This window comes from Pseudomonas sp. PDM01 (assembly GCF_014852325.1).
In the GTDB taxonomy this organism is placed as follows: domain Bacteria; phylum Pseudomonadota; class Gammaproteobacteria; order Pseudomonadales; family Pseudomonadaceae; genus Aquipseudomonas; species Aquipseudomonas migulae.
The window spans coordinates 244,585-257,999 of record NZ_JACVBK010000006.1; the positions used below are offsets into that span (position 1 = coordinate 244,585).

Here is a 13,415-nt window from a genome sequence, read left to right on the forward strand (position 1 = left end):
CTTTATTAACCGAACAATTGCTTCAGTCGATGAACGTCGTGCTCAGCCCAGACGTCCTCTCGCTCCGGGTGCCACATCCAGCCTTCCCAAGGGAGGTTGCGGTGCCGGATGGCTTCGATTTCCCCATCCCCACTGCACGCCAGAACCTCAAAACCTTCAGGGCAAGCAGCAAGCGAAAAACCGTGATAACTGTTCACCTCGGCAACGATTTTTCCTGACAGTTCATGACGGGTTCGCACATGACCGGTCACCGCTTTCAGCTCGCCGCCCGACCAGTGCGCAATCATCTGCATGCCCCGGCAAATTCCAAGTACGGGCAGGCGCAGGGATCGTGCATGGGCAAGCAATCTGCCTTCAGTCAGGTCGCGCGCCGGACACTGGCCGATGTCATTTCCCCCCGAAAGCACAATGGCTTGTGGCGATACCGTGTGCAGCCAGTCATGCAAGGCGTCCTGAGCCAGCCGTCCGTCAGCGGTTTGCAGACACAACCCGTTGGGTACCGGCACCGGCAAAAAGCCGGCATCCAGTAGAAAGCTGATCAGACGCTGGTCAATTGCATCGCGGCTTTCACCACGCTCGGGAAATACGTCCACACGCTGGCTGAGGGCAACGACTTTCATGCCAGCATCTCCACGCAGCGTCCCGGACAATCCAGGTGCAAGCGTTGAGCCGCCGACCAGCGCCGATAGAGGACTTCGCCGGCACCGATCACTGCCGGCAAGCCAAGTTCTCCTGCACGAATCGCCATGTGCGAGTTCGCGCCGCCCCAAGCCGTTATCAGCCCGGCAATCGGGTAGGCAAACAACCAATCGAACCCGGGGTCCGCGTTGGGAATGCAGACAATCGCGCCGGCGAGTATTTCTCGGTCGTCACTGCCCACCACGGGGGCAGTCACCTGCTTCTGGGTGATGAAGTTGGGGGCTGTTTCCGGCCATTCGAAGGACCAGACATCCTCAGGCCGGGTGATCACCGGCGGTAACGATACCTTTAGTGTCTCTGCGTGGCGGGCTTTGCCCTGCTCAATGCTGCGCAACAGCACATCGCTCGTGTTGGCTGCCGCAACGTGCAGTTCCTTGAAGACACTGATGTCGCAATAGGCCATGTCTTCACGACTGATGCCGTGCTGCGCCCCCACTTGCGCGATCAATGCCAGGGCATCCGAGAGATTGCGGGTGAAGTGGAACTTCGCCAGCTCGCGCAGTTCGATTCCTGCTTGCATGAAGTCCAGCAAGCCGACAGGGTCGGGCTGCAAGCCGTGTGATTCCAGTTGCTTCACGATTTCGCGCATTTGTGGAAGGGTCAGCGAAAACGGTTGTACGGGCTCCGGGACGGACGGGCGCTGAGTCCAGTCAAAGTAAAGTTCCGGCGCTTCATCGTAGCGAGGCGAAAGGATGTCGTAGGTGCCCGGGCGCAAGTGGCCGTAGCGCGCGAGGAACGTCGCCTTGTCCAATGTCGCGCGGTCACGCGCCAACTGGCCGCTGACAGTCGACACCCCACCCATGAAACAATCGTAGTCAGCCTGCGAGAGCACGCCCACCGTCATCAGGGATTTGAGCATCTGCACCGCGACGAAGCCGGCGCGGGCCAGACCGGCGAATGGCAGGGTCCCGTAGCGTTTGGCATCCTCCAACAGCCAGTAAATCCGTTCCAGAGGGTCGGCGTTGGAGGCCAGCAAAGCCTCACGTCGCGCATTCAGCGTATCGAGTTTGTTGGCATCAGCGCGCCACAAGCCATCCTTGGGATGGACGATGCGGTTGGTCAACTTGCGCAAACTGCTGCTGATGGCTTCCAGTTCATGCTCCAGGAAACCGGCACTGGCCAGGCGCTCCAGTCGCTGCGACAAATCCAGTGTGTAGCACGAGAACACAATCTCGAACTCCACTTTGTCGTGCAGCGTCGGCTCGGACAACAGCCGATCGATATAGTGGTCGACCAGACGCCCCGCCAACCCCTCATCCAGGTCTGCCGGGATGAACGAGTTGAAAGACAATCGAACATCGATGTACGGCAGCCCGAAAAAATGCGGCATCAGCGGAAAGCTGCGCAAGTTGCGGTAGCCGTAATTATGGCGTTGATAGGCCCAGATCGAGTCAGTCACCAAATCCCGGTAAAGCGAAAGCGCCAGTGGTTTGGGACGGATACCGATAATTTCGGCCGGATTCCAGTCCGGCATCACACCATAAACGGTACGCTGGCCGATCAGGAACGGGTGCGGTCGCATGCCCCGCGCTACCTTGCGTTGAATATTTTCCAGCCGATCGGCTTGAGTTGCTTCGGATTCCGGGCGTGCTGGCAAAATCAGTGGTCGGGCTTGCAATAACCACAACACCTCGCCTTCAGCCTCTCGCGTGACAGCGAACTCACAGTCGACCGGCACCCCCTCGAACAACTCCAACAACTCTTCGAGCAAGGTCACGACGGGCAGCATATCTGGCGGTGGCGGCACTTTGCTGTGAGCCGCCTGCTGCCAAAGCCGGCCACCCAGACCGCCAGTGACAGAGGCAGTGTCACGGCCCTCCGTCCAGTTCACCACCCGATAGGGCGCACAGGTATTCGGGTCGTGGGAAAAGGCAACGCCGGACCGAACTACATTACTCAACATCGGTTGAATCAGAACTTCGTCTGCCTGGTTGGCATCGCCATAACTGGCGATGACCTGTTCAACCGCCGATTCCAACCCTGCTTCATTGACGTCAAGTACAGAGAGAAACGCCCCCGCACCGGATGCTTGTACGCCATCTTCGCGCAGACAACTGGAGCGCACGATCCAGGGACCGGCGTCCAAGCGTCCCTGAATGTCGCGTAAACAGGCTTGCCGGCCCACTTGCCAGTCCCTTACGGTGAAAGACAGCAACGGAGCAATGCGCGCCGAAGTCAGCCGCTCTTGCAGGCCGGCAAGCGTACCGGCCTTGGTGGAAAATCGCAGAGCCATCAGGATTATCTCAGCTGAGCAACCCAGATATTGGTTGAGTACGGAATCTGGATCGAAGCAGTCCCCAGGCCTTTCAAATAGTCATCGATTGCGCTAATCACCTCATGGAAATTCGCACCTGCCTGACGCTCAAGCGTTGCGTGAGAACGCCACGCCTCCAGACATTCCTCAATGGTTTGTTCGTGAATGACACGCGCATCAAGATGAACAACAGGACCGAACAGCGCACTGGCATCAATCACTGCCGTTTGATCTTCACGACGAGTACCGTAGCCGTAACCCTGAACCCGTTCTTTAATGATCGCTTCAATTCGGGCCTGGACAGGATCTTCAAGATGACGATGATTCCACATACAGGCGAACCAGCCTCGCGGCTTGAGAATGCGCGCGGTTTCCTTGAGAGCCTGCTCACGGTCACAGACATTGAAGGAACTGCCGAAAGTGACCATGTCGAAAACTTGCGACTGCTGCCCTGTTACTTCGCCTGTGCCTTCATGCCAACTGACATGAGTCAGGTCCGCGGTACGCTTGATGCCATTCGCTCGCATCGCATCATTAGGTTCCACCGCAACAACATCCAGGCCTCGCGCAGCCAACATCAAGGTCAGGTGCGCAACCCCGGCTCCAACGTCGCAGAACTTGTCGCCTTTCTCGGCGCCTGCAATCGAAAGCATTGCATCGATCGCAGCATCGGCGTAGTCAGGACGCTTCAAGTAAGCGTCAGCCAGTGTGGTGTAATCCCATTCCGTTTTCATACCAACTTCCTTTTATAAAAATGGTGCAGTAAGTCATCAGTCAACATAGATAGAGGGCGGTGGGGGTCGAACTCCACCACCCAGTCCGCCGCGCCCGGTTCATCAATCGACAAATCGAGCCCCGCGACGTTGTGCAACTCGCCCGCATCGAACCGGCGATAGATGCCCTTGGGATCCCGACGGCGCAGCTCCTCCATCGGCACCTTCAAATAGATTTCGAAATAACCAGGCAGGTGGGCACGGTTCCACGCATGAACTTCGCGGAACAGCGAAATCGTGGCGATCACCACCGTGAACCCCTGCGCCGCTATGACCCTGCATAAATGAGCGTATTGCATGGCCAGCGCCAACCGCCCTTCACGCCCGTGGTTTTGCGCATTGGCCGCACTTGCGCCAAACACATCACGCAGTTCATCTCCATCCAGCATGACAACCGGATGACCATCGTTTCTAAGCCTGGCAACAAGCTCATGGGCCAGCGTTGATTTACCGGCACCCGACAAACCGGTAATCCACACGACCTCGCCAATAGAGGTATTCATATCAACACTGGGAGCCTGGAAGTTACTCACGATCATTGCAGCGCTCTTTCAGGGTCGCTAATGAAATTGTCGTGAGCGCCTCCAAAAGAGTCGATCACACAGTAACGAAAACGGGACTCATGTCGGTTTTCAACCAACTCAAGAAACACCTCATCCGGATGATGAAGCCCGCTGTACTCTGAGTCGTAGAACTTCTTATAAATGAAGTACTTTTGCTCTGAAGTAAGCAATTTAAACCCAAGCACCATATCCTTAAGCTCATCGCCATTTTTAGCGATCGGCAACAAGCCCTCCATCTGTTCCAGCCAGGCTTCGACGATTGGACTGCTATCGTGACCCACTGGAACATAATAAATCGGCAGCTTGCACGTATTCAGCATAAAGGACACACCACCACTGGAGGCATCAGTGATGATCGTGTCACATATCCGATAGAAGTCTTTACTGCTGCCTTTAGTATCGTCAATTGAAACCCACGGGTACCGGGCAAGTTGCTCACACAACTCTTTTACATAGGGACGGTCAAAATCCGTCATATACGGCCGAAAAATAATCTTCGCATGAGGAATCTGGGATTTCACCGAGTTAATGACCACCTCCATGTTTTCAAACAGAGAAGCGCCACTCGGGCAAATACCTATCTGGGTAGGCAGAAGGCCAACAACATACTCCTCGGACATGCACCGAAACTCAGGGGGCGCACTGAACATGTCGGGAATTTTGATGGGCAGTACGGATACTGCGCTAGTGTTTCGAAGGTCCGTACGCGATCGGTCCGGTTCAAGCTCCAGACGCAAGGCGACTCTGTCCCGCCTGAAGTAGTACATGCCTGTTTTAATCAAATCAAAAAGCGATCTGGAGGAGGAAACAATTGCATCCCAATAGGATGTCCAGCCGGAACAGTAGTAAACATCCGCGAGGGGCATCCCTACATTGCCGTGTGCAATAAAAATGGAAAAATTTGATTCATCAATTAACTTCCCGATAGAAGCATCGTTCGAGATAATTACTTGTGATTTCAGTTTTCCAATATCATCCAGCCCCACCTCTTCAACTGGACAGCCTAGAAACTGTTCCGCTTCAAACTTGCTGACACCGACAATATTTGTCTGAAGCACAATACAGTTGTAGTGATTGCGAAGAGCATTTAGCGCTGGCAGCAAGTACTCAAGATAGGTTTTTCCGCCATTATTGACGTTACTGATCAAATAAACGCTTTGCATATAAAACGCGCACCTTCAAAGCTGTCCCAGGCAAGCCAGGCTTAGGCCAAGTAAACGCGCAAAAAAGGGAAAAGCATTTGATCCTGCCTAAGTGCATATCCCTTTCGCACGTGTACATCCTTGTTGTTAAGCGAATCAGACTAAAGTCGTATTAATTTTCATTGAAAATCAATGATAAGGCTTTGATCCTGGTCACATAAACGGCGCCAATATATCATACGCTGGCAAATTGACACCCCACCAGGCGAGCATTTTTTACCCTTGTCGCGGCCAACGTGCCGCCTCGAAATCCAGACACCCAGAAACCACAAAACCCCTGACTTCTTTCGAAATCAGGGGTTCTGGTTACATCGAATTTGGCGGTGAAGGAGAGATTCGAACTCTCGATACAATTTCTTGTATACACACTTTCCAGGCGTGCTCCTTAAGCCACTCGGACACTTCACCGTATCTCGTCAAACATGTTCTGTCTGTCGAGGCGCGCTAATGTAGTCGAAAGCTTTTCTGATGGCAAACTTTTTTTGCAGAATTTTCATGTGCTTAGCGGTTTGGAGGTTCCGGGAGCATTCCGGGCCATGGCAAACCTGCCAATCTCTGGCTTCGTGCTCTCCTATATAGAGAGGGGAATGCACGGCGGGAGCGGCGGGCTACGCTTGCCCGGCGGGGAAAGGGTGACTGGCGGGTCAGTCACGGCGCTTTACCTGGCCTGCGGCGGTGGGTAACGTCTGCCCCAACTTTCATACAAGGAATAGCGTCATGAGTGAGTTGATTTCCTACCACCTCGAAGACGGTATCGCGACCCTGACCTTGAGCAACGGCAAGGTCAATGCCATCTCTCCGGACGTGATTGCTGCGTTTAATGCTGCGCTGGATCAGGCAGTGACTGATCGTGCAGTGGTGATCATCACCGGTACGCCAGGAATTCTGTCGGGCGGTTATGACCTGAAGGTGATGACAGCAGGCCCTAAAGAAGCCGTATCGCTGGTGACGGCTGGCTCGACATTGTCCCGTCGTCTGTTGTCGCACCCGTTTCCGGTGATTGTCGCGTGCCCTGGGCATGCAGTGGCCAAGGGCGCGTTCCTGTTGTTGTCGGCGGATTACCGCATTGGTGTCGACGGCCCGTTCAGCATTGGCCTGAACGAAGTGCAGATCGGCATGACCATGCACCACGCCGGCATTGAGATCGCCCGTGATCGTCTGAGCAAGGCAGCGCTGCATCGTTCGGTGATCAACGGTGAGATGTTCAACCCGAAGAGTGCCGTGGATGCAGGTTTCCTCGACTTGGTGGTGTCGCCCGAAGAGTTGCAAGGCGCGGCGCTGGCAGCGGCTCGTCAGTTGAAGAAGATCAACATGACCGCGCACAAGAACACCAAGCTGAAAGTGCGCAAGGCACTGCTGGACACCCTGGACAACGCAATCATCCAGGATCAGGAGCATTTGGGTTAACCCAAAGATGCTGCACCGAAAGCCCGACCATCGTGTCGGGCTTTTTCATACACGCTCTGTGGAAAAGTCTACAACCCCTCTAGAACAGATCTGACCAACTAGTCGGAAACATGCGCTCAAACATCGGCTATCTCCTACCTCTATAGAGGCAATTGCCGAAAACAGTGCACATCCGTACACTGCGCCACCTTTTGTCCCGGTGGGGCCTGTAAATGCTGTTCGTGTTTCGTATGTTATTGATGGGCCTGCACTTTATTCTCGCTGGTGTGCTGGGGGTGATTCTGGGGCTGTTTCGCCCGTTCAACCCGGACAACAGCCGTTTGTGCGCGCGCCTCTATGCGTGGCCGGCAATGTGCATTTTGCGTTTGCGAGTGAAGGCCGACGTCGGGCCATTGATGGACAAACCCGAGAGCTGCGTGATCATCGCCAACCACCAGTCCAACTATGACTTGTTTGTTTTCGGCAACGTGGTGCCCCGCCGCACCGTGTGCATCGGCAAGAAGAGCCTGAAGTGGGTGCCGTTGTTCGGTCAGTTGTTCTGGTTGGCCGGTAATGTGTTGATCGACCGTGGCAATGCGCACAAGGCACGCCAGTCGATGCTGACCACCACACACACCTTGCAGCATGAAGACACCTCGATCTGGGTGTTCCCGGAAGGCACGCGCAATCTCGGTGAAGACCTGCTGCCCTTCAAGAAAGGCGCGTTCCAGATGGCGATCGCGGCGGGCGTGCCGATCGTCCCGGTGTGTGTCAGCAGTTACGTCAAACACATGCGATTGAACCGCTGGCGCAGTGGGAAAATTCTGATCCGTTCTTTGCCGGCCATTCCAACTGCCGGACTGAGCCTGGACGACATGCCGCTACTGATCGCCCAATGCCGCGAGCAGATGCGCGAGTGCATCGCCTCGATGGATCGGCAACTGCAAGCCGCATGAAACAAAACCCGCCTTGTGCGGGTTTTCTTTTGCCTGCGAACTTTTGCCTTCGAACTCTGCAGATTTCACTGACTCTCAAGCGGTATAGAAGGATAAGCTGAACACTGCCTGCTACTAATAAGAAGTGAAGCTGAATCATGGGTAGAGTTGTTGCTGCTGCGGTTTACAGCGCTGGTAAGAAGGTCACCAATATCACCCTCGACGAAGGCGCTGCCTGGGCCGCCAAGCCTGGTCACTTTGTCTGGATCGGCCTCGAAGAGCCGAATGCCCAGGAGCTGTTCAATCTGCAACGCCAGTTCAACCTGCACGAACTGGCCATTGAAGACGCCCTGGAAAAACACAGTCGACCGAAGTTGGAAACCTTTGGCGATGCGCTGTTTATCGTCACGTATTCGCCGATCCGCCATGAAGGAAAGCTTGAGTTCATCGAGACTCATATCTTTGCCGGCAACGGCTACATCATTACTGCGCGTAACGGTCATTCGGCGTCCTACGCTTATGTCCGCCAGCGTTGTGAGGCGCGTCCACTGTTGCTGGAGCACGGGGAAGATTTCGTACTCTATGCCATCCTCGACTTTGTGATTGAAAACTATCAACCGATGGGTGAAGCGATCCATGCAGAGATCGATGAGCTGGAACGTAACGTCATGTGCAGCTCCCTGAACGAGCGCGACATTCAAAAACTCCACAGTCTGCGCCGCGATGTATTGCGTTTGCGGCGGTATGCGGCGCCGATGGTGGAAATCGGTGAGGAGCTGCAGAAGCTGAGTTTTCCGTTCATCGACAAGAACATGCGCCCGTACTTCCGCGATGTGCAGATCCATGTGACCCGGCAGATGGAAGACCTGACGACCCTGGCGGACATTGCCAGCCAGACCATTGAAGTCGGGGTGTTGCTGGAGGCGTCACGGCAGAGCGTGGTGCAGCGCAAGTTTGCGGCGTGGGCGGCGATTCTGGCGTTCCCGACGGCAGTGGCCGGGATCTATGGGATGAACTTCCAGAACATGCCGGAGCTGACCTGGCATTACGGGTATTTCGCGGTGCTGGGGTTTATTGCGGTGGGGTGTGTGAGTTTGTGGGCGAGTTTCAAGAAGTCGGGGTGGTTGTAAACAACACAATCGCTGGCAAGCCAGCTCCTACAGGGAACCGTGTACCCCTTGTAGGAGCTGGCTTGCCAGCGATGCTTTTCAGCTTCAAACAGTTTCTGGTTTATGCGCCACAAACCGCATCATCCACTCCGCAACGGTCGCGCCATGATGCTCATGCTCAAGGCTCGCCATGCCCTTGGTATACACCTGCTCGCCCAACGCTTCCTGACGAATATCCAGCAAGGCTCGCGAGTAATCGTGAATGAATTCCGGGTGCCCCTGGAAGCACAACACCTGGTCGTTGATGTGGTACGCGGCAAACGGGCAGAAATCGCTGGAAGCGATGACCGTGGCGTTTTCCGGCAACGACGTCACCTGGTCCTGGTGGCTGATCAACAACGTCAACTCTTCGCGCACCGGGCTCATCCACGGTGCCTTGGCGGCGAGTTTGTAACTGTGGGTGCCGACGCCCCAGCCCTGGGTCGCACGCTCGCTCTTGCCGCCCAGCAGCAGCGCCAGCAACTGATGGCCGAAGCACACGCCCAGCAGTTTGTCACCGCGTTCGTAGCGGGTCAGCAGGTAAGCCTTGAGGGTTTGAATCCACGGGTCGGTGCCGAAGGAATCGGCCTTGCTGCCGGTGACGAGATAGGCGTCGAAGGCCTCATCATCGCTGGGGTATTCGCCCTGCATCACGTTGTAGACAGTGAACTCGGCCGCGATGGGTTGTTGCGAAAACAGACGCTGGAACATCTGCCCGTAACCCTGATATTGATCGACCAGTTCCGGACGCAGGATGTCGGTTTCCAGAATGCAGATGCGTAACGACATAAAAAATACCTGACACGTGATGGGAATAATGCACACCCCAGAGCCTGCCTCGAAACACCGTCCCAAGGCAAGCCCCACGAGTCGTCACCGGTCCCTTAAAACACCTCACCTTTGGCCGCTTTCTCCAGCAGCAGCGCGGGTGGCGCGAACCGTTCGCCGTACTGCTCAGCCAGGTATTGCGCACGCGCGACGAAGTCCTTCACGCCGTACTGGTTGATGAACTGCAGCGCGCCGCCGGTCCAGGCCGCGAAACCAATGCCGAAGATCGAGCCGACGTTGGCATCCGCAGTCGAGGTCAGCACGCCCTCCTCCACGCAACGCACGGTTTCGATGGCTTGCACGAACAGCAGGCGATCACGCACGTCCTTCGGCGAAATCTGCCCGTCAGCCTTCTCGAAACGACTTTTCAGCCCTGGCCACAAGTGCTTCTGGCCACCGGCCGGGTATTCGTAGAAACCACCGCCTGCCGCTTTGCCCGGACGCTTGTATTCGTTGAGCAGCAAGTCAATCACGGCAAACGCCGGGTGCTCAATCAGTGGTTTCCCTTCCGCTTGCAGGTCTTTGGCCGTTTGTTGACGGATATGGCTCATGAGGCTGAGGGAAACTTCGTCGGAGATCGCCAGAGGCCCGATGGGCATGCCCGCCTTGCGCGCTTCGGTTTCGATCATCGCTGCGCTCACACCTTCGCCGAGCATGGCAATGCCTTCGTTGGTGAAGGTGCCGAACACGCGTGAGGTAAAGAAGCCACGGCTGTCGTTGACCACAATCGGGGTTTTCTTGATTTGCAGGACGAAATCGAAACCGCGGGCCAGGGTTTCGTCGCTGGTGTGGGCGCCCTTGATGATTTCCACCAGCGGCATTTTTTCCACGGGGCTGAAGAAATGCAGGCCGATGAATTTGCTTTGATCCGGTACGGCGGTAGCGAGCCCGCTGATCGGCAGAGTCGAGGTATTGGAAGCGATCACCGCGTCCGGGCCGACGACCTGTTGCGCGGCTGAAGAGACTTTGGCTTTCAGTTCGCGGTCTTCGAACACGGCTTCAATGATCAGGTCGCAACCGGCCAGATCGGCGTCACTTTCAGTGGTTTTGATCCGCGCCAGCACTGCGTCCCGCTGTTCAACGCTCAACTGCCCCCGGGCAACCTTCTTGTCCAGCAACGCCGCCGAATGAGCCTTGCCCTTCTCTGCTGCCGCCAGGTTGATGTCCTTGAGCACCACTTCGATACCGGCCGAAGCGCTGACAAAGGCAATGCCGGCTCCCATCATCCCCGCGCCCAGAACCCCCACGCGACGCGTCACGTAAGGTGCAAACCCTTGAGGTCGCGAACCGCCAGCATTGATTTCGTTGAGCTGGAACCAGAACGTGCCAATCAGGTTCTTCGAGATCTGGCCGGTGGTCAGCTCGGTGAAGTAGCGGGTTTCGATCAGGTGCGCCGTGTCGAAATCCACCTGAGCGCCTTCCACTGCGGCGCAAAGAATCTTCTCTGGTGCGGGCATGCAGCCCTGGGTTTTAGTGCGCAGGATCGACGGCGCAATGGCCAGCATTTGCGCGACTTTCGGGTTCGACGGCGTACCGCCCGGAATCTGATAGCCCTTCACATCCCAACGTTGCACCGCTGTCGGGTTGGCCAGAATCCAGGCGCGCGCCTTGCTCAGCAGCTCATCGTGATCCAGCGCCAACTCATCGATCAAACCTCCCTGCAAGGCTTGTTGCGCGCGGACTTTCTTGCCTTCAAGCAGATACGGCAAGGCCTTCTCCAGACCGAGCATGCGCACCATGCGCACTACCCCGCCACCGCCCGGCAACAGGCCGAGGGTGACTTCCGGCAGGCCGAGCTGCACCGATGAATTGTCCAGCGCCACGCGGTGATGACAGGCCAGGCAGATTTCCCAACCACCCCCCAGCGCCGCACCGTTGATTGCGGCGACCACCGGTTTACCCAGGGTTTCCAGGGTGCGCAGTTGGCCCTTCAGCGTCAGCACCATGTCGTAGAACGCTTTGGCTTCAGGCTTGCCGACCTTGATCAGTTCATTAAGGTCGCCGCCGGCGAAGAAGGTCTTCTTCGCCGAGGTGATGATCACGCCGGCGATGCTGTCTTTCTCGGCAACCAGTCGGGCGACGCAAGCGGCCATGGCCTCACGGTAGACCGCGTTCATGGTGTTGGCGCTCTGGCCCGGCATGTCGATGGTCAGGACGACGATCTGGTCCTGCCCTTTTTCGTAACGAATGGCTTCAGTCATGAAGTGAATTCCTTGAAATCGTGGCTCAGAGGCGTTCGATGATGGTGGCAATGCCCATGCCGCCGCCGACGCACAGGGTCGCGAGGCCAAAGCGCAGGCGCCGGGTTTCCAGTTCATCGAGCAGCGTGCCGAGGATTGCGCAGCCTGTAGCACCCAGTGGATGCCCCATGGCGATGGAGCCGCCGTTGACGTTGACCTTGTCCGGGTCGATGGCCATGTCCTTGATGAACTTCAACACGACGGAGGCAAACGCCTCGTTGACCTCGAACAGGTCGATGTCTTCGACCCGCAGCCCGGCCTTGGCCAGCGCTTTGCGGGTGGCCGGCGCCGGGCCGGTGAGCATGATCGTCGGGTCGGTGCTGGTGACCGCCGTGGCGACGATTCGCGCCCGTGGCTGCAAGCCCAGTGCACGCCCCTTGGCTTCGGAGCCGATCAGCATCAACGCCGCACCATCGACGATCCCCGAACTGTTGCCCGGCGTGTGCACGTGGTTGATCCGCTCCACGTGGCTGTAGACCCGCAATGCCGTGGCGTCGAAGCCCATTTGCCCCATCATTTCGAAGCTCGGCTTGAGTTTGCCCAGGCCTTCCAGGGTGGAGTCGGCGCGGATGAACTCATCGTGATCGAGCAGAATGATGCCGTTCTGATCCTGCACCGGCACCAGCGATTTGCTGAACGAACCGTCGGCCCGGGCCCGCGCCGCTTTTTGCTGGGAGTGCAGCGCGTAGGCATCGACGTCCTGGCGGCTGAAGCCTTCGAGGGTGGCGATCAGATCGGCGCCCACGCCTTGCGGAGTGAAATGGCTGTGCAAATTGGTTTCCGGGTCCAGCGCCCAGGCGCCGCCATCGCTGCCCATCGGCACCCGTGACATCGACTCGACGCCACCGACCACCACCAGGTCTTCGAAGCCGGAACGCACTTTCATCGCCCCGAGGTTGACGGCCTCCAGCCCTGAGGCGCAGAAGCGGTTGATCTGCACGCCCGCGACGCTGACGTCCCAATCGGCCACCTGTGCGGCCGTTTTGGCGATGTCCGCACCTTGATCGCCAACCGGCGTCACACAGCCCAACACCACGTCGTCAACCTGACTGGTGTCCAGCGCCGTGCGCTGTTGCAGCGCCTTGAGCAACCCCGCCACCAGGTTCACCGGTTTGACACTGTGCAAGGCACCATCGGACTTGCCCTTGCCACGGGGCGTGCGTAACGCGTCGAAAATCAAAGCTTGGGTCATGACGTCCTCGAACCTGGCGGTGAAAATACTGAGCCCTCACCTTATGCCGAGCCACCGCCGATTCAATGACCGCAATGCTCACTGACGTTGACGGACACGCTCAGACGGACGGTAGTGTGCTACCGGATTGATCGTTTCAGGACACCGAGATGTCTAGCAAAAGGGCGGCAAAGAAGCTGGCAATAGGCCTCATGC

At 57.0% G+C, this 13,415-nt stretch carries 11 protein-coding genes and 1 tRNA gene; 3 read left to right on the forward strand and 9 right to left on the reverse strand.

Annotation, left to right across the window (positions count from 1 at the left end):
- Positions 1-5: 5 nt before the first annotated feature.
- From IB246_RS17105 to IB246_RS17130, 6 genes are all read right to left on the reverse strand, one after another.
- A complete protein-coding gene (locus IB246_RS17105; RefSeq protein ID WP_008042289.1) occupies positions 6-620 on the reverse strand; it encodes a gamma-glutamyl-gamma-aminobutyrate hydrolase in 615 nt (204 codons plus the stop codon).
- Positions 617-2,932 carry a PEP-utilizing enzyme gene (locus IB246_RS17110; protein WP_008042288.1) on the reverse strand — a complete coding sequence of 772 codons (2,316 nt, stop codon included), beginning with the start codon at positions 2,930-2,932 and terminating at the stop codon, positions 617-619. Before IB246_RS17110 ends, IB246_RS17105 begins: the two co-directional genes overlap by 4 nt.
- Before the next feature lie 5 nt (positions 2,933-2,937).
- Positions 2,938-3,687 carry a class I SAM-dependent methyltransferase gene (locus tag IB246_RS17115; protein WP_008042287.1) on the reverse strand — a complete coding sequence of 250 codons (750 nt, stop codon included), beginning with the start codon at positions 3,685-3,687 and terminating at the stop codon, positions 2,938-2,940.
- A complete protein-coding gene (locus IB246_RS17120; protein ID WP_008042286.1) occupies positions 3,684-4,265 on the reverse strand; it encodes an adenylyl-sulfate kinase in 582 nt (193 codons plus the stop codon). The genes IB246_RS17115 and IB246_RS17120 overlap by 4 nt, the downstream gene beginning before the upstream one ends.
- Positions 4,262-5,452, reverse strand: coding sequence for a hypothetical protein (locus IB246_RS17125; protein ID WP_008042284.1), 1,191 nt, complete (start codon positions 5,450-5,452; stop codon positions 4,262-4,264). Before IB246_RS17125 ends, IB246_RS17120 begins: the two co-directional genes overlap by 4 nt.
- A gap of 357 nt (positions 5,453-5,809) precedes the next feature.
- Positions 5,810-5,899: transfer RNA gene (locus IB246_RS17130), tRNA-Ser, on the reverse strand.
- Positions 5,900-6,208: 309 nt separating this feature from the next.
- Between IB246_RS17130 and IB246_RS17135 the strand changes: the two genes are divergently transcribed.
- The 3 genes from IB246_RS17135 (at position 6,209) to IB246_RS17145 (ending at position 8,942) form a co-directional block, all read left to right on the forward strand.
- Entirely contained in the window at positions 6,209-6,898 is a 690-nt protein-coding gene (locus IB246_RS17135) for a crotonase/enoyl-CoA hydratase family protein (protein ID WP_008027327.1), read from the forward strand.
- Positions 6,899-7,110: 212 nt separating this feature from the next.
- Positions 7,111-7,833, forward strand: a complete 723-nt coding sequence (locus IB246_RS17140; RefSeq protein WP_008027326.1) for a 1-acylglycerol-3-phosphate O-acyltransferase — start codon at positions 7,111-7,113, stop codon at positions 7,831-7,833.
- 137 nt (positions 7,834-7,970) lie between these two features.
- Positions 7,971-8,942, forward strand: a complete 972-nt coding sequence (locus IB246_RS17145; RefSeq protein ID WP_008027325.1) for a magnesium and cobalt transport protein CorA — start codon at positions 7,971-7,973, stop codon at positions 8,940-8,942.
- A gap of 84 nt (positions 8,943-9,026) precedes the next feature.
- Here IB246_RS17145 and IB246_RS17150 read toward each other — a convergent pair whose 3' ends face one another.
- The 3 genes from IB246_RS17150 to IB246_RS17160 all read right to left on the reverse strand — a co-directional run bounded on the left by IB246_RS17150 (position 9,027) and on the right by IB246_RS17160 (position 13,220).
- Complete coding sequence (locus tag IB246_RS17150; RefSeq protein ID WP_008027324.1) at positions 9,027-9,749, reverse strand: amidotransferase; 723 nt, start codon at positions 9,747-9,749, stop codon at positions 9,027-9,029.
- A gap of 95 nt (positions 9,750-9,844) precedes the next feature.
- Positions 9,845-11,989, reverse strand: a complete 2,145-nt coding sequence (locus IB246_RS17155) for a 3-hydroxyacyl-CoA dehydrogenase NAD-binding domain-containing protein (RefSeq protein ID WP_008042193.1) — start codon at positions 11,987-11,989, stop codon at positions 9,845-9,847.
- Positions 11,990-12,014: 25 nt separating this feature from the next.
- Positions 12,015-13,220 (reverse strand): acetyl-CoA C-acetyltransferase, encoded by a 1,206-nt coding sequence (locus tag IB246_RS17160; RefSeq protein WP_008042192.1) that lies wholly within the window; start codon positions 13,218-13,220, stop codon positions 12,015-12,017.
- Positions 13,221-13,415: the final 195 nt, after the last annotated feature.